Annotated in this window: 20 protein-coding genes; 10 read left to right on the top strand and 10 right to left on the bottom strand. The window is 50.0% G+C overall.

What is annotated here, in order from left to right:
* Positions 1-14: 14 nt before the first annotated feature.
* Both NXT09_RS06210 and NXT09_RS06205 read right to left on the bottom strand, forming a co-directional pair.
* Positions 15-935 carry a Kdo(2)-lipid IV(A) acyltransferase gene (locus NXT09_RS06210; RefSeq protein WP_205554600.1) on the bottom strand — a complete coding sequence of 307 codons (921 nt, stop codon included), beginning with the start codon at positions 933-935 and terminating at the stop codon, positions 15-17.
* 259 nt (positions 936-1,194) lie between these two features.
* Positions 1,195-2,289: an NADH:flavin oxidoreductase/NADH oxidase gene (locus tag NXT09_RS06205; RefSeq protein WP_268579157.1), complete on the bottom strand. Its 1,095-nt coding sequence runs from the start codon at positions 2,287-2,289 to the stop codon at positions 1,195-1,197.
* Positions 2,290-2,524: 235 nt separating this feature from the next.
* Between NXT09_RS06205 and trhO the strand changes: the two genes are divergently transcribed.
* The gene (gene trhO, locus NXT09_RS06200) at positions 2,525-3,592 is read left to right on the top strand and encodes an oxygen-dependent tRNA uridine(34) hydroxylase TrhO (protein ID WP_268579156.1); all 1,068 of its coding nucleotides are present in this window, start codon (positions 2,525-2,527) and stop codon (positions 3,590-3,592) included.
* A gap of 73 nt (positions 3,593-3,665) precedes the next feature.
* Here trhO and NXT09_RS06195 read toward each other — a convergent pair whose 3' ends face one another.
* The 6 genes from NXT09_RS06195 to pyrC form a co-directional block, all read right to left on the bottom strand.
* Positions 3,666-4,241, bottom strand: a complete 576-nt coding sequence (locus NXT09_RS06195) for a YceI family protein (protein ID WP_205554674.1) — start codon at positions 4,239-4,241, stop codon at positions 3,666-3,668.
* Between the two features lie 29 nt (positions 4,242-4,270).
* The gene (locus tag NXT09_RS06190; RefSeq protein WP_010276123.1) at positions 4,271-4,825 is read right to left on the bottom strand and encodes a cytochrome b; all 555 of its coding nucleotides are present in this window, start codon (positions 4,823-4,825) and stop codon (positions 4,271-4,273) included.
* Positions 4,826-5,283: 458 nt separating this feature from the next.
* The gene (gene bssS / locus NXT09_RS06185) at positions 5,284-5,538 is read right to left on the bottom strand and encodes a biofilm formation regulator BssS (protein WP_039471533.1); all 255 of its coding nucleotides are present in this window, start codon (positions 5,536-5,538) and stop codon (positions 5,284-5,286) included.
* A gap of 234 nt (positions 5,539-5,772) precedes the next feature.
* Complete coding sequence (locus NXT09_RS06180) at positions 5,773-6,030, bottom strand: hypothetical protein (protein ID WP_010297192.1); 258 nt, start codon at positions 6,028-6,030, stop codon at positions 5,773-5,775.
* An 88-nt stretch (positions 6,031-6,118) separates the two neighbouring features.
* Positions 6,119-6,358 (bottom strand): DNA damage-inducible protein I, encoded by a 240-nt coding sequence (gene dinI, locus NXT09_RS06175; protein ID WP_205554597.1) that lies wholly within the window; start codon positions 6,356-6,358, stop codon positions 6,119-6,121.
* 106 nt (positions 6,359-6,464) lie between these two features.
* Positions 6,465-7,508 (bottom strand): dihydroorotase, encoded by a 1,044-nt coding sequence (gene pyrC / locus NXT09_RS06170; RefSeq protein WP_268579155.1) that lies wholly within the window; start codon positions 7,506-7,508, stop codon positions 6,465-6,467.
* 184 nt (positions 7,509-7,692) lie between these two features.
* On the opposite strand from pyrC, the gene NXT09_RS06165 reads away from it, so the two are divergent.
* Positions 7,693-7,980 carry a putative quinol monooxygenase gene (locus tag NXT09_RS06165; RefSeq protein ID WP_268579154.1) on the top strand — a complete coding sequence of 96 codons (288 nt, stop codon included), beginning with the start codon at positions 7,693-7,695 and terminating at the stop codon, positions 7,978-7,980.
* A gap of 60 nt (positions 7,981-8,040) precedes the next feature.
* Here the strand turns inward: NXT09_RS06165 and rne are convergent, their stop codons facing one another.
* Positions 8,041-11,367 (bottom strand): ribonuclease E, encoded by a 3,327-nt coding sequence (rne, locus tag NXT09_RS06160; protein WP_268579153.1) that lies wholly within the window; start codon positions 11,365-11,367, stop codon positions 8,041-8,043.
* A gap of 594 nt (positions 11,368-11,961) precedes the next feature.
* Here rne and rluC point away from each other — a divergent pair.
* On the top strand, positions 11,962-12,918 hold the full coding sequence (gene rluC, locus NXT09_RS06155) for a 23S rRNA pseudouridine(955/2504/2580) synthase RluC (protein ID WP_010276147.1): 957 nt from the start codon (positions 11,962-11,964) through the stop codon (positions 12,916-12,918).
* 77 nt (positions 12,919-12,995) lie between these two features.
* On the opposite strand, the gene NXT09_RS06150 is transcribed toward rluC, so the two are convergent.
* Positions 12,996-13,580, bottom strand: coding sequence for a Maf family protein (locus NXT09_RS06150; RefSeq protein WP_268579152.1), 585 nt, complete (start codon positions 13,578-13,580; stop codon positions 12,996-12,998).
* A 140-nt stretch (positions 13,581-13,720) separates the two neighbouring features.
* Between NXT09_RS06150 and yceD the strand changes: the two genes are divergently transcribed.
* The 7 genes from yceD (at position 13,721) to acpP (ending at position 18,552) form a co-directional block, all read left to right on the top strand.
* Complete coding sequence (yceD, locus tag NXT09_RS06145) at positions 13,721-14,242, top strand: 23S rRNA accumulation protein YceD (RefSeq protein WP_205554592.1); 522 nt, start codon at positions 13,721-13,723, stop codon at positions 14,240-14,242.
* A gap of 16 nt (positions 14,243-14,258) precedes the next feature.
* Positions 14,259-14,429 (top strand): 50S ribosomal protein L32, encoded by a 171-nt coding sequence (gene rpmF / locus NXT09_RS06140; RefSeq protein ID WP_005970518.1) that lies wholly within the window; start codon positions 14,259-14,261, stop codon positions 14,427-14,429.
* 29 nt (positions 14,430-14,458) lie between these two features.
* Positions 14,459-15,505, top strand: coding sequence for a phosphate acyltransferase PlsX (gene plsX, locus NXT09_RS06135; protein ID WP_039511822.1), 1,047 nt, complete (start codon positions 14,459-14,461; stop codon positions 15,503-15,505).
* Positions 15,506-15,511: 6 nt separating this feature from the next.
* Positions 15,512-16,465 (top strand): beta-ketoacyl-ACP synthase III, encoded by a 954-nt coding sequence (locus NXT09_RS06130; protein WP_010297218.1) that lies wholly within the window; start codon positions 15,512-15,514, stop codon positions 16,463-16,465.
* Between the two features lie 17 nt (positions 16,466-16,482).
* Positions 16,483-17,412, top strand: a complete 930-nt coding sequence (gene fabD, locus NXT09_RS06125) for an ACP S-malonyltransferase (protein WP_268579151.1) — start codon at positions 16,483-16,485, stop codon at positions 17,410-17,412.
* Between the two features lie 14 nt (positions 17,413-17,426).
* Positions 17,427-18,161 carry a 3-oxoacyl-ACP reductase FabG gene (gene fabG / locus NXT09_RS06120; protein ID WP_010276180.1) on the top strand — a complete coding sequence of 245 codons (735 nt, stop codon included), beginning with the start codon at positions 17,427-17,429 and terminating at the stop codon, positions 18,159-18,161.
* 154 nt (positions 18,162-18,315) lie between these two features.
* The gene (acpP, locus tag NXT09_RS06115) at positions 18,316-18,552 is read left to right on the top strand and encodes an acyl carrier protein (RefSeq protein WP_005970506.1); all 237 of its coding nucleotides are present in this window, start codon (positions 18,316-18,318) and stop codon (positions 18,550-18,552) included.
* The last annotated feature ends 34 nt before the right edge of the window (positions 18,553-18,586 follow it).

The raw sequence follows: 18,586 nt of genomic DNA, 5'->3' as shown, positions 1-18,586 counted from the left end.
GAGGAGTGCATTCGTTAATAAAGGGATGGTTCGCCTTCCGGACGCGTTTTAAAACGGCGATGCAGCCACATGTATTGATCCAGTGCGAGCAGAATGTTCCGTTCAACCACGTTGTTCATCCAAACGGCGGTCGCAGTTTCATTATCTACAGGCGCATCCTGTTCCGCTGGCTGGATCAGGAGCTCATAGCCTTTGCCGTCAGGCAGTCGGCGAGGTACAAAAGGGATGACTGCCGGGCGTGCCGTTTTTATCAGCATGTAGCTACCGCGGGTTGTCGCAGCTTTCTCTACGGCAAACAGAGGAGCGAACACGCTACTGCGTGGGCCATAATCATGATCTGGGGCATACCAGATAATGTCGCCCTGTTTGAGCGCGCGAATCATGCCTTTCAGATCTTTGCGGTCCAGCATGGATTTATTGGACCGCATTCTTCCCCACGTCTGTAACCAGTCAATCAGCTTGTTATCATTCGGACGATAGACGCCGATCCCCGGGTTGTACATGCCAAAAACTCGCGCACCGAGTTCCAATGTTAAAAAATGCAGCCCGATAAGCAGTACTCCTTGCTCCCGCTCGTTCTCAGGAAGGATGTGTTCAACGCCTGTCACTGTAAACCAGCGCTCGATACGCCAATTCGGCCAAAACCAGGCCATACCTGTTTCAACTACGCCCATACCGACAGATTCGAAATTCTTCCTGATTAATACATCACGCTCAGCCTGTGGCATGTCAGGGAAACACAGTTCAAGGTTGCGGGCAGCGATCTTGACGCGCTTTGGCAGCAGGCGCATAGCCAGATAGCCGAGCGCGGTACCGATACGATAAATAACGGGGTAGGGAAGCAAAACGATAAGGTACAGGATGCCGATGCCCAACCAGGTGAGCCAGTAGCGCGGATGTAGCAATGAACGATTAAAAGAAGGGATTTGTGTCATAGTCTCAGTATCAATATTTTGGTGCTGGTCAGCACGCGAACCGTTAAAAAAACGAGTTAATGGTCAACTGCAAGATAGATTATTGCGGCGCTTTGCCAATAAAACAAATTACCGTCGTGTTATTGACTGATTTTTATGCAAAAAGCGGGCTTGATCGTACCATCTTCAGGGAATGAGTTTTAACCTTTGTTGGCATACCGCGTGGTGAGAAGGGGAAGCGGCGACCCAGATAGGATCGCCTGACACATCGTATTCACCGTTACTGTTTGAAAATACCCCTGGCGTAGCGTGGTTCACTACGCCAGTATTGTGCAGGGGCGGAGACCTGTGCGCCCAGTCTGGCGGCCGCATGCCACGGCCAGCGAGGATCGAAGAGTATCGCGCGAGCCAGCCCGATAGCGTCTGCCTCACCGGTTGCAACGATCGCTTCTGCCTGTTCTGGTTCGGTTATCAATCCAACGGCGATGGTCGTAATGCCCACCTCTTGCTTAATCCGCTGCGCATAGGGCACCTGATAATTAGGCGCAGGATGGATCTGTTGTAACGGCGATAGCCCGCCGCTGGATACATGGATGAAATCACAGCCCAATTCGTGCAGCGCTTTACTGAGTTGTACGGACTGTTCCAGATCCCAACCGCCTTCCACACCATCTGTTGCAGAAATGCGTACGCCGACGGCTTTATGTCCAGGGAAAACGTCGCGTATCGCACGGTAAATTTCAATGACCAGACGCATCCGATTTTGAAGTGAGCCGCCATAGCCGTCCGTGCGCTGATTTGTCAGCGGTGAAAGGAACTGGTGCAGTAAATAGCCGTGGGCAGCGTGAATCTCTATCAGATCAAAGCCCAGACGATCCGCACGTTTAGCGGAGTTAACGAACGAGTCAATTAGCGCACGGATTTGCGGTTCCGACATGGCCTGTGGTTTCGCATCGCTGGCATTATAAGGCACAGCCGATGGTGCAATAGTCTGCCAACCTCCCTGGTCTGGGTGTAGAAATGCTCGTCCGCTCCACGGAACGCCTGTTGATGCTTTGCGACCCGCGTGCCCCAGCTGTATGCCGAGAGGCATGGCAGAATAGGTTTTGACTGCGTGAATCGCACCAGCAAGAGCCTGCTCCGTCGCGTCATCCCACAAACCAAGGTCGTGCGGTGAAATTCGCCCTTCTGGTGAGACTGCGGTTGCCTCAATAATCAGTAGCCCAGCGCCAGAATGTGACAGGTTACCTAAATGCATGGTATGCCAAGCTGTCGCCTTGCCGTCCTCCGCTGAATACTGACACATGGGGGCAATGATGATTCGGTTGGGCAGTTCGAGTTTACCCAGCGATACCGGGGAGAAAAGCTGACTCATAATGACAGATCCTTCGATGATGATACTTCATGAAAGCGAAAATGAATCCCAGAGGTTATTGGTTTACGGTAAGGTCATGGGTTTACGGTAGATCACTCTTTCTCGTTGCGCTATTCATTTCATGCCCTGACAGCCTCAGCGCTATCAGGTATGATGCCGGGCGATTCAGTATGTCGAGCCATAGCTCGATGATGAATGCCACATGCTAACCTCAATGAAGACAGGAACGTACACCATGCCAGTGTTACATAACCGAATTTCTAATGAGGAACTGAAGGCGCGTATGCTTGCGGAAACCGAGCCGCGTACCACAGTTTCCTTCTATAAATATTTTACGATTGACGATCCAAAAGCCTTTCGCGATCGTTTGTATATTCAGCTTGAGCAATATAAGGTCTTCGGACGCATCTATATTGCTACTGAAGGGATTAACGCCCAAATCAGCGTACCTAATAATCAGTTCGATGCCTTTAAAGCCGCATTGTTCAGTGCACATCCGGCACTCGATCAGATTCGCTTAAATATCGCTCTGGAAGATGACGGGAAATCGTTCTGGGTATTGCGTATGAAAGTACGCGAACGGATTGTCGCCGATGGCATTGACGACCCTACCTTTAACCCGGCGAATGTCGGGCAATATCTGAAAGCCGATCAGGTTAATGCGATGGCTGACGATCCTGATACCGTATTTGTCGATATGCGTAATCATTACGAATACGAAGTCGGGCATTTCGAGAATGCGCTGGAAGTGCCGTCGGATACGTTTCGTGAGCAGCTACCGATGGCGGTTGAAATGCTGGACGAGGCGCGTGATAAAAATATTGTCATGTACTGCACGGGCGGTATTCGCTGCGAAAAGGCCAGTGCCTACATGCTGCATCACGGCTTTAAGAACGTGTATCACGTCGAGGGCGGTATTATTGAGTATGCGCGTCAGGCTAAAGCCCGAGGCTTGCCGCTGAAGTTTATCGGTAAGAATTTCGTGTTTGATGAACGGATGGGAGAGCGTATCTCTGATGACGTCATCGCGCATTGCCATCAGTGCGGAGCGTCGTGTGATAGCCACACTAACTGCCGTAATGAAGGGTGTCATCTTCTGTTTATCCAATGTCCGAGCTGCGCCGCAAAATACGAAGGCTGTTGCAGTACGCAGTGTCAGGATGAGATGAAGTTGCCGCTGGAAGAACAAAGGGCGATACGCAGCGGGCGTGAGAATGGCATGAAGATTTTCAATAAATCCAAAGGATTATTGCAGTCAACATTGCACATTCCTGCCCCAGCAGCGAAAGATAAGGCTGAATAACAAACGGCTCATCATGCAATAAAAAGCCCTTTCCAATGGAAAGGGCTGTGTCGTATTGATGCGTGGTGCTGCCTTATTTCTGGCGAACGCCTTCAACGGCAATAATCAGTTCTACATCCTGTGAAGCTGGACCCAAATCGGTCGTAATGCCGAAATCTTTCAGCTTGATAGTGCCTTCGGCTTGGAATCCTGCACGATAGTTACCCCACGGATCATCGCCCTGACCGATGAGTTTGGCATCCAGCTTAACGGGCTTGGTGACGCCATTTAAGGTCAGGTTGCCGGTAATATCGTACTCTTCACCGTCTTTCTTCACTTCAGTGGACGTAAACGTTGCCTGCGGATGCTTGGTAACGTTTAAAAATTCTGCACTGCGAAGGTGCTTGTCACGTTCAGCGTGGTTAGTGTCAACGCTGTTGGTGTTGATAGTGACATTCACTTTATCCGCTGATGGGTTTTTCTCATCAAAGGTAAAGGCGCCATCGAAGTCGTTAAAGCTGCCGTAAAGCCAGCTGTAGCCGAGGTGTTTAATGCGGAATTCGATAAACGCGTGCTGGCCTTCTTTATCGAACTTGTATTCTGCCGCCAGTGCAGAACCGGCAGAGGCAAGCATGGATACTGCGGTCAGGCTCAGTAGTGTTTTCTTCAGCATTGGTATTTCTCCATAAATCCAGAAAGTTAAGGAACGTTGCGACCCAACATCCGTTTCAACGTGTTATCACCATCGATAAAGTGGTGTTTTAATGCGGCTAAACCGTGCAGCGCTGATAAGGCAACCACCGCCCATGCAAGATAAAGATGCACGTCGCCTGCTATATCGGCCTGATCCGTCAAGCCGCTGACAATGGCCGGAACAGAAAACCAGCCAAAAACTGAAATAGAATGCCCTTCGGCAGTGGAAATGAGATATCCACTAATGAGAATGGCGAAAAGAATGACATAAAGCGCAATATGAGCCAGCGTCGCGCTGACGCGGGTTAATGTGGAGTAGCTTTTCAACGGCGGAGGCGGTGGGGAGATAAAACGCCACACCACGCGAAAGATTAAGATGGCAAAGAACAGTACGCCAATGGCTTTGTGAATCTCTGGGGCACGGTGATACCAAATATTGTAGTACCCTAATGTGACCATCCACAGCCCTAAAGCGAACATGCCATAAACGGTTAACGCTGCAATCCAGTGCAAAAGAATGCTGATATGGCCATAACGAGAAGAGGTATTACGCCAAAGCATGGTGATAACTCCTTATCAGATCGGTAACGCAGTCAATTCGGCGAAATTTAACAGGAAGAAACATAAAATCAATATAAACTTTCAAATTGTAACATTATCATAAACATGAACAATTTTTTTGAATTTAAATTCATAATTTATTCAGTTTGGTTATGGAAGTTCTTTGCTGGAAATAGATATTTCTAATGCCTGTTTTCAGGCAAAAGATGAATAAAGACGGCAGTGAGATAAATTAATTGCACTGGAAAGCGGCTCTATTAGTTGAATAATGATGTAGCGGGTGATTATTAGTATCAGGGCGGTGATAGTATAAAAAGATAGGCGCGATTTAATTTATTTGCGGATATAAAAAGAAATGAGAATAGCCCTAAAATAACAACACCGCTCTATTGGCGGTGTTGTTATTTTTTAAGAAACTTAATGGGTATTGAATATAAAATTAATAACGTTATCAATTACTAATGTTTTCGATAATCACTGGTGTCACAGTCTGTTGATTCGATTTTTGCAATACCGGCTTCGAGTATGTGTATCAGTTGCCTCGCAACATCGGTTGTTAGCCAAAGCGTCCGGTCGACATGTGCTTCATCTGGTGCTTGGTCCGAGGTGGATAAATAGTGCAAACGGATCATCATGGCGTCATAACTGTCAACGGTGCTGATGTCCCAACCTACAAGAGGATGTGTCTGAATAACTTCATTTTTTCTATCCATAAATACCCCTTATTGACTAGTTACTAACATGAGTGACTAATGAGGCTTCAGGTGGTTCATTTTTTTTAAATGAACATTATCAGTATACTGCTGCTTATTTAATTTATGGGAAATATTTTCGATTTTTCGTAAAAAATATTACACAGGCAGGTATGGCTAAGGGTTGTGTCAGATGAAATATCGGGACGAATAGATTTTCATCCCGAAGGTGTTGTTAACTGGGACGGCAGAGCATTATTCCACGCCAAATCCTGCATTTTTCTCCAATGCGGCAGCAAGTCGGGCAAGGTATTTCTTCATCGCTGGATCCCGATTCTCATTTTGAGATTCGAGTGCCAGATTGTGAATCATCAGCTTGTTTGCTTTCTCATCAAGGCAGAATGCCAGGGACGAAAAGGCAAGTTCCAGAGCGTCGATCTTGCGTTGTTGCTCGCCAATCAGCTCCAGCAGTTCCCCAAATGTCATTGCCTCTTCTGGTTTTTCTACCGTCATAACACATACCCTCGGTCATAGCACATGGCGAAATGCCGCTTTAAGCTGCCATTACAGCCTATCTCTTCGTTATTTTTCAAGCTTTAGATTACTCTGCAGTAAACCAGTCGTCGGCGCTTTCCCACGTTTCCTGCAAGATTTCAGAGATACGATCTTTGTCCTCTTTGCCACCCCCCATGACTGTCAGGTTATTTGCGGACGCATAACGAACCTGAATGGGCGTGTCGGGATAAATTTTGTGAATACGCTTTTCTAGCTCATGCCTGAGTGCTTCGACTGCACCGGCGGGTAAAGGCGTTGTCTTTGCAACAGTGATTTCTACGCGCATGCTGACCTCCAAATTTTAAACTGTTTATTTATACAGTTATTGCAAGTGGAGAACAAGACACGCAATAAAATTTAGCCCATCGGCACAATGCGGATGGGCTTATCGGTTAACGGACTGACCAGTTGAGGCTTTGTCCGGCCAGGAAGGGGATTAGCGACTCGTCGCCGAGCGCGATTTCTTCAGGGAACGTGACGGTTTCACGATGCAGCTCAATCCAGCTGTCGTTCACTGGCAGGCCATAAAAACGTGGGCCATTCAGGGAGCAGAATGCTTCGAGTTTATCCAGCGCGTTCATTTCTTCAAAAACGGTGGCGTATGTACTTAATGCCGCCTGAGCATTGAACACACCAGCACAGCCGCAGCTGGACTCTTTTCTGTGTTTGGCATGCGGCGCAGAGTCAGTGCCGAGGAAAAGCCGGCCACAGCCGCTAGCGACGGCTTCACGTAGCGCCTGCTGATGCGTATTGCGTTTTAAGATAGGCAGGCAATACAGGTGAGGGCGAACGCCACCAACCAGCATATGATTACGGTTAAACATCAGATGCTGCGGTGTAATGGTTGCACCGAGATAATCATTACCTTCGACAACATACTGCGCGGCTTCTTTCGTCGTAATGTGCTCGAGGACGACTTTCAGCTCAGGGAACTGTTGGCGTAATGGTTCCAGCACCGTTTCGATGAAGCGCGCTTCCCGATCGAAAATATCCACGGCAGAGTCAGTCACTTCGCCGTGGATGAGTAACGGCATGCCAATTTTCTGCATTTGTTCCAGAATGCTGGAGATATTGGCGATGCTGGTGACCCCATGGCTGGAGTTTGTTGTGGCATTGGCCGGATAGAGTTTGGCGGCGGTAAAGACGCCTTGCTCAAAACCACTCACGACTTCGTTGGCATCAAGCGCATCAGTCAGGTAGCACGTCATCAGCGGATGAAAATCATCACCCTGCGGGACCGCGGCTAAAATACGCTGACGATACGCTATCGCGCTGGCTACGCTGGTAATCGGTGGTGTCAGGTTAGGCATAACAATCGCACGGCCAAAGAAACGACTGGTATAGGGGAGAACGGTTTCCAGCATCCGATCGTCACGCAGGTGAATGTGCCAATCGTCAGGGCGACGGATTTTAAGAATAGTGGGCAGTGCGGTCATGGAATTGCGCTCCGGCGGTCAGTAGAAAAACAGCATCTTTCGGTTGGTTTTGGGACTGATACGGCGGGGGATAAGGATAAGCGCAAAGCCATTTGAATGCATCCGTTTGTTGATGAATGCTTGAAATTAACCGTGGATTGGCATTTGATAGCATTATCTTTTCATTGATAAATAAGGGATGTATATGGAAATTCGTATTGTCGCTACCATTCAGGCAAAAGCAGAGTTCATTGCAGATGTTACCGCAACGCTGAAACGCGTGGTGGCACCTAGCCGACAGGAAGCGGGTAATGTGCAGTATGATCTGCATGAGGTTGTGGATAAACCTGGCTCGTTTGTGTTCTTCGAACGCTGGAAAGATCGCGATGCGTTGGCATCACATGAGCAGAGCGATCACTTCAAAAATCTGCTAGCGGAGCTGGATGGCAAAACGGATAGTGTAGATATCAAGCTATTGAATTTTCTAGGCTAATAAATAGTTATGCATAAAAAAACCCGCCAATTGGCGGGTTTTTGTCTATAGAAACCAGAATTACTCGCTGACCGGTGTAGGCTTGGTTGCTGGCGCAGTTGACTGGTTAACTGCGGCATGACCACCTGCCGAACCTTTTCCTGAGAACGGATAGGCAGGACGAACCCAATCACTGTGTCGAGCAGGCTCCGCATGATATGCAGGCGCTGGTGCTTTAGTCATTGGCGCTGTCGCATGGAGCTTATATCGAGGTTGCTCAGCAACGCTTGCTGCTTTTGCTACGCTCGCTACAGGCGCTTCCACAATCGGTTGTGCGCTGATAGCAGATACCGGCTCATCCTGACGTTGTGGCGGGCTGACTTCCTGTACTGCGGAAACCTCAGGGGTAGAAACTGGTTCTGCCAGATCTGCTTTCTCAGTTGAATCAGCGATGCTATCTGCCTGCTGCTCTTCTGCGGCCGCTTCGGTAGCTACGTTTTCAGCCACGGTATTTTCAGAAGCAACAGCGTCAACGGTTTCTTCAGTGAGCTGAGTTGCCACAGTATCAGCAGCTGGTGCTTCCTCAACGGCATTCACGGCAACTGCAGCGATAGCATCATCGATAGCGGTGTTCTCGGTAACTGGCTCGACGACGGTTTCTTCGCCTGCGGTACTCACCTCGACATCCACTACATTGCTATCCTGGATAACGTCAGCAGATTGTGCTGTAGCGGTTACGGCTGCTTCTTCCTGAACCACGGCTTCAGTAATCGCAACGTTTTCAACCGTGTTGGATTCTGCTGTGTCAGCTTGTGCAGTCACTGCGGCTTCGACAACGGCAGGTAACAGCGGTGTTTCAATGGCTGCAACGTTCTCGTCCTGCTGTTGGCTTTCAGGCTGCTGTGGCTGTGCAAGCGGATAGCTAACCCACACTTTTCCTGATGCCATTTCCGGTGATGCGGCAGCAAACTCCAACTGCATTGGCGACTGAGACGGGTAACGCTCGTCACGATAACGGCGACGGCGCTGGCCGCTAACACGGAGGTGACGCGGAGAACGACGTGAACGACGCGGCATACCGCCATTCTCGCCATTGGCACGATTTGCATCGTTCTGCTCGTTATCGACCTCGTTATTGTCTACCGCAGCATCGCTTGGCTTGACGTAAGCTTGAACCTGCTCAGATGGTGCCGCGACAGGTGCGGTGCTGTCGGAGAGGGTATTTTGCTGAGCATCGGACTGAACGCGTACTTTCTGCGTCAACTGACGGCGTTGGCGACGCGGCATAACCTGAGTCGGTTTATCCTGCTCGGCGGCATTGTCATCAGAATCATCAATAACTGGCTGTGCTTTTGCCTCAGCCGGAGCTTGGCGGCGATCATCTTGACGACGACGCTGACGTTCAGCACGTGGTTCACGACGCGGTTGCTCTTCCGAACTGGACTTCTCCGCATTTTCCGCAGCGCGGGTGTCAGTAACCGCGTCCTCGTTTTGTCGCTTATTACGGCGCTGCTCATCACGATTGTCACGATTGTCACGATTGTCACGAGAGCCACGATCGCGGCGGTTATTACCCTGACGGCGTGAGTTCCGGCGTTCAGGGCGCTGACCTTCAGTGGATTTCTCTTCTTCGGCCTTCTTATTGTCAACGCTATCCGCTGCTTTTACCGCAGGCTCGGAAGCAAAGACGCTTTTTAAGGCGCTGAAAAAGCGGCTAACGATGCCCGGCTGCGCGACTTCCGCAGGTTTCGCCGCAGCAGGTGCCGCTTTGGCAACCGATGGTGCGGTTTCCTCTGGCATTTCAGCCATGCTAAACGTGGCTAACGCTGGTTGTTCAGGCTGTTTGCGCTCGATAGTCTGTTCGTCTTGCAACTGCTGCGTTTCCGTTTCCAAACGCTGAGGCAGCAAGTAGCTGAGCGTCGGTTTTTCTTCGCCTTTACGGACGCGAACAACGGAGTAGTGCGGTGTCTGCATACCGTCGTGTGGCACGATGACCGCGCGCACGCCGCCTTGACGTTTCTCAATGGCGTTAACAGCATCACGCTTCTCGTTCAGCAGATAAGACGCAATCTGGACTGGAACAATCGCGTGGACTTCTTTGGTGTTTTCTTTCAGCGCTTCTTCTTCGATCAGACGAAGAATGGACAGTGAAAGTGATTCATTGTCACGAATCGTACCGGTACCGCTACAGCGAGGGCAGACGTGGTGACTGGATTCACCCAGTGAAGGGCTCAGACGCTGACGTGACATTTCCAGCAGGCCAAAGCGGGAAATTCGGCCGATCTGAATACGTGCACGATCCTGACGCACGGAATCACGCAGGCGGTTTTCAACTTCACGCTGGTGACGAACCGGGGTCATATCGATGAAGTCGATAACGATCAGGCCACCGAGGTCACGCAGGCGCAACTGGCGGGCAATTTCGTCTGCGGCTTCAAGGTTGGTATTGAATGCAGTTTCTTCAATATCACCACCGCGCGTCGCACGGGCGGAGTTGATATCGATTGCCGTCAGCGCTTCGGTCGTATCGATAACGATAGAACCACCGGACGGCAGGCGAACTTCACGCTGGAAAGCCGATTCGATCTGCGATTCGATCTGATAGTGGCTGAAAAGTGGAATTTCACCACTGTACAACTTGATTTTGCTGCTGAAATCAGGGCGACCCAGCGCAGAAATATGTTCTTTCGCCAGATCGAGAATTTTGGGGTTGTCGATCAGGATTTCGCCAATGTCCGGACGCAGATAGTCGCGGAAAGCACGGACGATCACGTTACTTTCCTGATGGATCAGGAACGGTGCAGGGCGACCTTCGGCGGCTTTTTTGATCGCGTCCCAGTGTTTCAGACGGAACGCCAAATCCCATTGCAGCGCTTCAGCGGATTTGCCCACGCCAGCGGTACGCACAATGAGCCCCATGCCATCGGGCAGTTGCAACGATCCCAACGCTTCTTTGAGCTCGGTACGATCGTCACCTTCGATACGGCGTGAAATACCGCCCGCACGAGGGTTATTTGGCATTAAGACCAGATAGCTGCCTGCCAGACTGATAAAGGTGGTCAGTGCAGCGCCTTTATTGCCACGTTCTTCTTTGTCTACCTGAACAATGACTTCCTGACCTTCACGTAACACGTCTTTGATGTTAGGACGACCGTGGGAAGAATAGTTGCTAGGGAAGTATTCGCGGGCGATTTCTTTAAGAGGGAGGAAACCGTGTCTTTCAGCGCCGTAATCAACAAAAGCCGCTTCAAGACTAGGTTCGATACGAGTGATTTTACCTTTGTAGATATTTGCTTTCTTCTGCTCATGACCCGGACTTTCGATATCCAAGTCATACAGCCGTTGACCATCAACCAAGGCAACACGCAACTCTTCCTGCTGAGTTGCGTTAATTAACATTCTTTTCATCTTCAACTTACTCGTTATTTTTACTTGCATTATTGATAGAGCTGCGGACAAAAGAACCGCATGACCGGAGTGAACCGATGGTCTCGTGGCTTATCGCAGGGACGTCAACCTCCCGGTTGTCGCCTGCATAGAGACGCATGTTTCGGTAGCCTGTGTTTCCTGATGGAAAACAGCGCATTTACTGAGGGAACAGCTTCTGAATTATGTCGCCAGATCTGATTCCATTTGCCGGCCAAGCTGCAATCCGCAGCCCGCTAACTGCTTGATTTCACATTACGTCTTACGCCATTGCTGCGTGTGTGTGTCATCAGGCAAATTTAATAATTTCGCAATTTCCCCTTGTTTTATCGGAAATCCGCGTGGGAAACGCAAAAGCATTATTCCACTGCTGATACCGTTATAGCAAGGTGACTTTGCCTGTCTGTATAAAGATAGTTCTGTTGTTATCACCAAAACGGACAGGGTTTGATGCTACAGCCCAACTCACCCGTCCACTTACTCGACAATGCAACAATATCTTCATAAGTCAGACACACAGTTAAGCACAGAAAAAGAAGTGGCGCTATCGGGTTGCTCTATTTAGAATCGCGCATCATGAAAACAGATAATCCTTCAGTACAATTTGTGACGATCTCCGCAGATGAAGCGGGGCAGCGCATCGATAATTTTTTGCATACCCACTTAAAGGGTGTGCCTAAAAGCATGGTTTACCGTATCTTGCGAAAAGGTGAGGTAAGGATAAATAAGAAACGGGTCAAACCTGAGTATAAATTGCTCGATGGTGATGTCATCCGTATTCCGCCTGTTCGACAGGCAGAACGCGATGAAACCCCTGTTTCTGCCAGTCTTGGTAAAGTGGCTGCGTTGGCCGAGTGCATTATTTATGAAGATGACTACTTGTTGGTGCTAAATAAGCCCTCGGGTACGGCTGTGCATGGCGGCAGTGGCCTAAGTTTCGGCGTGATTGAAGGGCTGCGAGCTTTACGCCCAGAAGCGCGTTTTCTGGAGTTAGTACACCGCCTCGATCGCGATACCTCGGGCGTTTTGCTGGTCGCCAAAAAACGCTCGGCCTTACGTTCTCTGCATGAACAGTTGCGGCTGAAAGGCATGCAAAAAGACTATCTGGCGCTGGTTCGCGGTCAGTGGCAGTCTCACTGCAAGGTTGTTCAGGCACCGCTGTTGAAAAATATCCTGCAAAGCGGTGAGCGCATCGTACGGGTAAACAGCGACGGTAAACCGTCAGAAACGCGTTTTAAAATAGAAGAACGTTTTGAACACGCGACGCTGGTGCGGGCGAGTCCGGTTACCGGGCGTACGCATCAAATTCGTGTGCACGCCCAACATGCTGGGCATCCGATAGCGTTCGATGACCGTTACGGCGATCGTGAATTCGATCAGCAACTTGCGGACACGGGCTTAAAACGTCTCTTCCTGCATGCGCAGGCGCTACGTTTTGAACATCCGAACACGGGTGAGACACTGAGAGTTGAAGCCCCATTGGATAGCGGACTGCGTCGCTGTCTGCAGGTGCTGCGCAAGACAAAAGCATAACCACATAGACCTACATGCTTTTATCTGTCGGGATAGCCGCTTCATCGGGCTATCCCGATTTACTTTATATCGTCAATTTACATCGTCAGCGGATTCACGCCTTCCTTTTGTAGCATTTGCGTTAGCGCGATCAATGGCAATCCAATGAGCGTATTCGGATCGCGCCCAGATAGTCGTTCAAAGAGGGTAATGCCCAACCCTTCGCTTTTAAAGCTGCCCGCGCAGTTCCACGGCTGCTCTTTCTCCAGATAACCGTCAATTTCCGCTTCCGTTAGCGTACGGAAATGCACGTCAAATGGCTCTGCGAGGCTCTGCATTTCCTGAGTGGCACTATTGAAGAGCGCCAAACCCGTAAAGAAGGAAACGCACTTTCCGCTGGCCTGCTGTAACTGGCGTGTTGCGTTACCCTTATTATGTGGTTTTCCTGTTATGGCGTTCTCCAGAACACAAACCTGATCGGAACCGATAATCAGGTGATTGGGGTAGTGCGCGGCCAGCGCTCGCGCTTTGCTTTCAGCAAGACGGATCACAAGATCGACAGCGCTTTCGCCGGGGCGAGGCGTTTCATCGATGTCTGGCGATGCGCAGACAAAGGGGATCGCCAGCTTTTCCAACAAGGCCCGGCGATAAGATGAGGTTGAGGCGAGAATGATCTGCTGCATAATTTTTTGATAAACCGTAGCGTAATGATGAAAGGCATTTTAAACTGTGCGCCGCTCTGGAAGCGAATATTGGTGAAAGGTGGTGCATCACTGCCTTTTTCTTTGACTCTATGTCGTTACGACGTTAATATGCGCGCCCTATGCAAAAGGTAAAATTACCCTTAACCCTTGATGCGGTCCGCACTGCTCAGAAGCGTTTAGATTACGTTGGTGTCTATTCAGCTGAACAAGTAGCGCGTGTCGCCGAATCAGTGGTGAGTGTGGATAGTGATGTTCAGGCCTCTTTATCTTTCAATATTGATAATCAGCGTCTGGCAGTGATTGACGGTAACGCTGACGTTGCGGTCACACTGATGTGTCAACGTTGCGGAAAGCCGTTTGAACATCAAGTCCATGCGACATTCTGTTTTAGCCCGGTCGTCAATGATGAGCAGGCCGAAGCGTTACCGGAAGCGTATGAGCCGATCGGCGTTGATGAGTTTGGCGAAGTCGATCTGCTGGCAATGATTGAAGATGAAATTATTCTGATGTTGCCTATCGCCCCGGTGCATGATTCTGAACACTGTGAAGTGTCCGAAGCGGACATGGTGTTTGGTCAACTGCCTGCAGAGGCGGAAAAACCAAATCCGTTTGCCGTATTAGCCAGTTTAAAGCGTAAGTAATTAAGGAGTAAGGTCCATGGCCGTACAACAAAACAAACCTAGCCGTTCCAAACGTGGTATGCGTCGTTCACATGATGCGCTGACTACCGCTTCTGTATCCGTAGATAAAGTTTCTGGCGAAACTCACCTGCGTCACCACATCACTGCGGATGGTTACTACCGCGGTCGCAAGGTCATTGCTAAGTAATTCTTGCGAATTATTTGCAAGGCAATACCTTGACACGCCTAACTCTGGCGTTAGATGCGATGGGCGGGGATTTTGGTCCCTGCGTAACAGTGCCTGCTGCATTGCAGGCACTGGCTTCTAATCCAGCTCTCAATTTGTTATTAGTCGGCGATCCTGCTGCAATAACGCCATTACTTGCCAAAGTCGATTCTGATTTACTTTCCCGCTTAGAGATTGTTCCGGCGGAGTCGGTTATTGCTAGTGATGCGAGGCCATCGCAGGCTATTCGTGCGAGCCGTGGTACCTCAATGCGCATAGCGCTTGAGTTGATTAAAGACGGTAGGGCACAGGCCTGTGTGAGCGCTGGCAACACGGGGGCGCTGATGGGGCTCGCCAAGCTCCTGATTAAGCCACTGGAAGGCATTGAGCGACCTGCGTTGGTATCAGTATTACCTCACCAGCAACACGGAAAAACAGTTGTGTTGGATCTGGGGGCGAATGTTGACTGTGACAGCACGATGCTGGTTCAGTTTGCCGTGATGGGCTCAGTGATGGCAGAAGAAGTGCTGGAACTGACAAATCCTCGGGTCGCGTTGTTGAATATCGGTGAAGAAGAAAGCAAAGGGCTGAGCACTATCCGTGAAGCAGCGGCACAGCTAAAAGAGGCACCATCAATAAATTACATCGGTTATCTGGAAGGCAACGATTTGCTGACTGGGAAAACGGATGTGATGGTCTGTGACGGCTTTGTGGGGAATGTCACACTGAAAACGGTGGAAGGCGTGGTAAGGATGTTCCTGTCACTGCTGAAATCTCCAGCTTCAGGCCCTGGGCAAAAACAAAAGCGATCCTGGTGGTTGAAATGGCTAGGACGTTTGTTACAAAAACGCTTATCAAAGCGTTTCGGTCATTTGAATCCCGATCAATATAATGGCGCATGCCTGCTAGGATTACGGGGAACTGTAATCAAAAGCCATGGTGCAGCAAACCAGAGAGCGTTTGCTGTTGCTATTGAACAGGCAATGCAGACGGTACGGCGGCAGCTTCCCGAGCGGATTGCCGCTCGTCTAGAAGCGGTATTACCCAAGAGTGACTAAGCGTACATGTATACAAAAATAATCGGAACGGGCAGCTACCTGCCTGAAGAAATCAGGACGAACGCTGATTTAGAAAAGATGGTGGAAACGACGGACGAATGGATCGTCACACGTACTGGAATCCGTGAGCGCCGTATTGCTGCGCCGGATGAAAACGTGGCGACCATGGGATACCGTGCCGCGCAGAAAGCGCTGGAAATGGCGAATGTCGATCCTTCTGAAGTCGGTCTTCTGATTGTTGCTACAACATCATCAAGCCATGCTTTCCCTAGCTCTGCCTGTCAGGTTCAGCAACTGCTAGGGATCAAAGATACGATTGCCTTCGATCTGGCCGCTGCGTGTGCAGGTTTTACCTATGCGCTGAGCGTTGCCGATCAATATGTTAAAAGTGGTGCGGTGAAATATGCACTGGTGATCGGTTCTGATACGTTGTCTCGCACATTGGATCCTGAAGATCGCGGCACGCTGATTCTGTTCGGTGATGGTGCGGGCGCCGTACTGTTAACGCCGTCAGAGCAACCGGGTATTCTTTCTACCCATCTGCATGCCGATGGCCGCTATGGCGAGCTGCTGACGTTGCCGCATCAAGATCGTAACCACGCGGATACGCCGGCTTACCTGACGATGGCGGGTAATGAAGTCTTTAAAGTGGCAGTGACTGAACTGGCACATATCGTTGAAGAAACGCTGCAAGCGGCTCAACTGGATAAAAGTGAATTAGACTGGCTGGTGCCTCATCAGGCTAACCTGCGCATCATCAGCGCCACGGCGAAAAAGCTGGGTATGGGGATGGATAAGGTGGTTGTGACGCTGGATCGTCATGGTAATACCTCCGCAGCCTCTGTGCCTTCAGCGCTGGATGAAGCGGTACGCGATGGGCGTATTAAACCAGGGCAACTGGTGCTGCTTGAAGCTTTCGGTGGCGGTTTTACCTGGGGTTCCGCGCTGGTTCGTTTTTAATTAAACAGGATTGTGATATGACGCAATTTGCAATGGTGTTTCCCGGTCAGGGATCGCAGACGGTAGGGATGTTAGCTGAACTTGCAGCAGAATACCCGATCGTCACCGAAACGTTTGCTCAGGCTTCTGAAGCGTTAGGTTATGACTTGTGGCAGCTTACCCAACAAGGGCCGGCTGAAGAGTTGAATAAAACCTGGCAGACGCAGCCTGCATTACTGACCGCTTCTGTTGCTATCTGGCGTGTCTGGCAGCAGCAGGAGGGAAAAACGCCTGCTCTGATGTCTGGTCATAGCCTCGGTGAATATTCCGCACTGGTTTGCGCGGGTGTGCTGGATTTCCAACAGGCCGTCCGCCTGGTTGAACTGCGTGGCAAACTGATGCAGGAAGCCGTGCCAGAAGGCACGGGGGCGATGTATGCCATTATCGGACTTGATAACGAGGCTATTGCCAAGGCGTGTGAAGAATCCGCGCAGGGGCAAGTGGTGTCTCCGGTAAACTTCAATTCACCGGGTCAGGTGGTGATTGCGGGCAATAAAGACGCCGTTGAGCGTGCTGGTGCTGCGTGTAAAGCGGCGGGGGCGAAACGTGCGCTGCCGCTGCCTGTCAGCGTGCCATCACACTGTGCACTGATGGAACCAGCCGCGAAGAAACTCGCTGTTGCGCTGGAATCCGTGACGTTTAATTCTCCGGTCATCCCCGTTGTCAATAATGTTGATGCACGCATCGAAACCACGCCGGAAGCCATTCGTGATGCGCTGGTGCGCCAGCTTCATTGCCCGGTACGCTGGACTGACTGTGTTGAATTTATGGCTTCTCAGGGCATTGAGTCGCTGTTAGAAGTCGGGCCGGGTAAAGTATTGACTGGCTTAACCAAACGAATCGTCGATACCCTGACAGCAGTTGCGGTGAACGATCCTGCTTCTCTATCAGCGGCGATTGAGAAATAAGAACGGAGAAAACAATGAGTTTTGAGGGGAAAATTGCACTGGTTACCGGTGCAAGCCGTGGTATTGGGCGTGCCATCGCCGAGACGTTGGTTGCCCGCGGGGCAAAAGTCATTGGTACCGCAACCAGCGAAAAAGGTGCTGAAGCTATTAGCGGCTGGCTGGGTGAGAACGGTAAAGGTTATATGCTGAATGTTGCCGATGCAGCATCAGTAGAAAGCGTATTAGCAGAAATTCGCGCAGAATTCGGGGAAATTGATATTCTTATCAATAACGCGGGTATCACCCGTGATAACCTGCTGATGCGTATGAAAGATGATGAGTGGCACGATATTCTGGATACCAATTTAACGTCGGTGTTCCGCATGTCTAAAGCAGTGATGCGTGCCATGATGAAGAAACGTTTTGGCCGGATCATTACCATCGGTTCCGTTGTGGGAACGATGGGCAATGCAGGACAAGCTAACTACGCGGCAGCGAAGGCGGGACTGATTGGTTTCAGTAAATCCCTCGCGCGTGAAGTGGCTTCTCGTGGTATTACGGTCAACGTCGTCGCGCCTGGTTTTATCGAAACAGATATGACTCAGGCATTGACAGAAGAACAGCGAGCAGGCATTTTGACGTCGGTTCCAGCTAACCGACTCGGTGATGCTAAAGAAATCGCCAGTGCTGTTGTATTTTTAGCCTCTGATGAAGCTGCTTACATTACTGGCGAAACATTGCATGTCAATGGCGGCATGTATATGATCTAAAAAGCTCGAAAACTATTTGCATTATTTGCGGTGATAACCGCAAAATAGCACAAAATCGTGGTTCGACCAGCCGAGATTTTGTTGCATCTTTTCAAACATTTTATACACTACGAAAACCATCGCGAAAGCGAGTTTTGATAGGAAATTTAAGAGTATGAGCACTATCGAAGAACGCGTTAAGAAAATCATCGTTGAACAGCTTGGTGTTAAGCAGGAAGAAGTCGTAAACAATGCTTCTTTCGTTGACGACCTCGGCGCTGATTCTCTTGACACTGTTGAGCTGGTAATGGCTCTGGAAGAAGAATTTGATACTGAGATTCCAGACGAAGAAGCTGAAAAAATCACGACTGTTCAAGCAGCCATTGATTTCATTCAGGCTAACCAGCAGTAAGCGAACATATCTAGGCGGTCATTCGACCGCCTAA

The sequence above is a fragment of the Pectobacterium jejuense genome, from assembly GCF_026800125.1.
Classification (GTDB): domain Bacteria; phylum Pseudomonadota; class Gammaproteobacteria; order Enterobacterales; family Enterobacteriaceae; genus Pectobacterium; species Pectobacterium jejuense.
The sequence above is the reverse complement of the archived record's forward strand: the minus strand, read 5'-3'. Positions and strand labels throughout refer to the sequence as shown.

Coding starts and splice junctions, on each gene's coding strand:
- NXT09_RS06210 (WP_205554600.1), bottom strand. CDS start 935: ATGACACAAATCCCTTCTTTTAATCGTTCATTGCTACATCCGCGCTAC.
- NXT09_RS06205 (WP_268579157.1), bottom strand. CDS start 2,289: ATGAGTCAGCTTTTCTCCCCGGTATCGCTGGGTAAACTCGAACTGCCC.
- trhO (WP_268579156.1), top strand. CDS start 2,525: ATGCCAGTGTTACATAACCGAATTTCTAATGAGGAACTGAAGGCGCGT.
- NXT09_RS06190 (WP_010276123.1), bottom strand. CDS start 4,825: ATGCTTTGGCGTAATACCTCTTCTCGTTATGGCCATATCAGCATTCTT.
- bssS (WP_039471533.1), bottom strand. CDS start 5,538: ATGGATAGAAAAAATGAAGTTATTCAGACACATCCTCTTGTAGGTTGG.
- NXT09_RS06180 (WP_010297192.1), bottom strand. CDS start 6,030: ATGACGGTAGAAAAACCAGAAGAGGCAATGACATTTGGGGAACTGCTG.
- dinI (WP_205554597.1), bottom strand. CDS start 6,358: ATGCGCGTAGAAATCACTGTTGCAAAGACAACGCCTTTACCCGCCGGT.
- pyrC (WP_268579155.1), bottom strand. CDS start 7,508: ATGACCGCACTGCCCACTATTCTTAAAATCCGTCGCCCTGACGATTGG.
- NXT09_RS06165 (WP_268579154.1), top strand. CDS start 7,693: ATGGAAATTCGTATTGTCGCTACCATTCAGGCAAAAGCAGAGTTCATT.
- rne (WP_268579153.1), bottom strand. CDS start 11,367: ATGAAAAGAATGTTAATTAACGCAACTCAGCAGGAAGAGTTGCGTGTT.
- rluC (WP_010276147.1), top strand. CDS start 11,962: ATGAAAACAGATAATCCTTCAGTACAATTTGTGACGATCTCCGCAGAT.
- NXT09_RS06150 (WP_268579152.1), bottom strand. CDS start 13,580: ATGCAGCAGATCATTCTCGCCTCAACCTCATCTTATCGCCGGGCCTTG.
- yceD (WP_205554592.1), top strand. CDS start 13,721: ATGCAAAAGGTAAAATTACCCTTAACCCTTGATGCGGTCCGCACTGCT.
- rpmF (WP_005970518.1), top strand. CDS start 14,259: ATGGCCGTACAACAAAACAAACCTAGCCGTTCCAAACGTGGTATGCGT.
- NXT09_RS06130 (WP_010297218.1), top strand. CDS start 15,512: ATGTATACAAAAATAATCGGAACGGGCAGCTACCTGCCTGAAGAAATC.
- fabD (WP_268579151.1), top strand. CDS start 16,483: ATGACGCAATTTGCAATGGTGTTTCCCGGTCAGGGATCGCAGACGGTA.
- fabG (WP_010276180.1), top strand. CDS start 17,427: ATGAGTTTTGAGGGGAAAATTGCACTGGTTACCGGTGCAAGCCGTGGT.
- acpP (WP_005970506.1), top strand. CDS start 18,316: ATGAGCACTATCGAAGAACGCGTTAAGAAAATCATCGTTGAACAGCTT.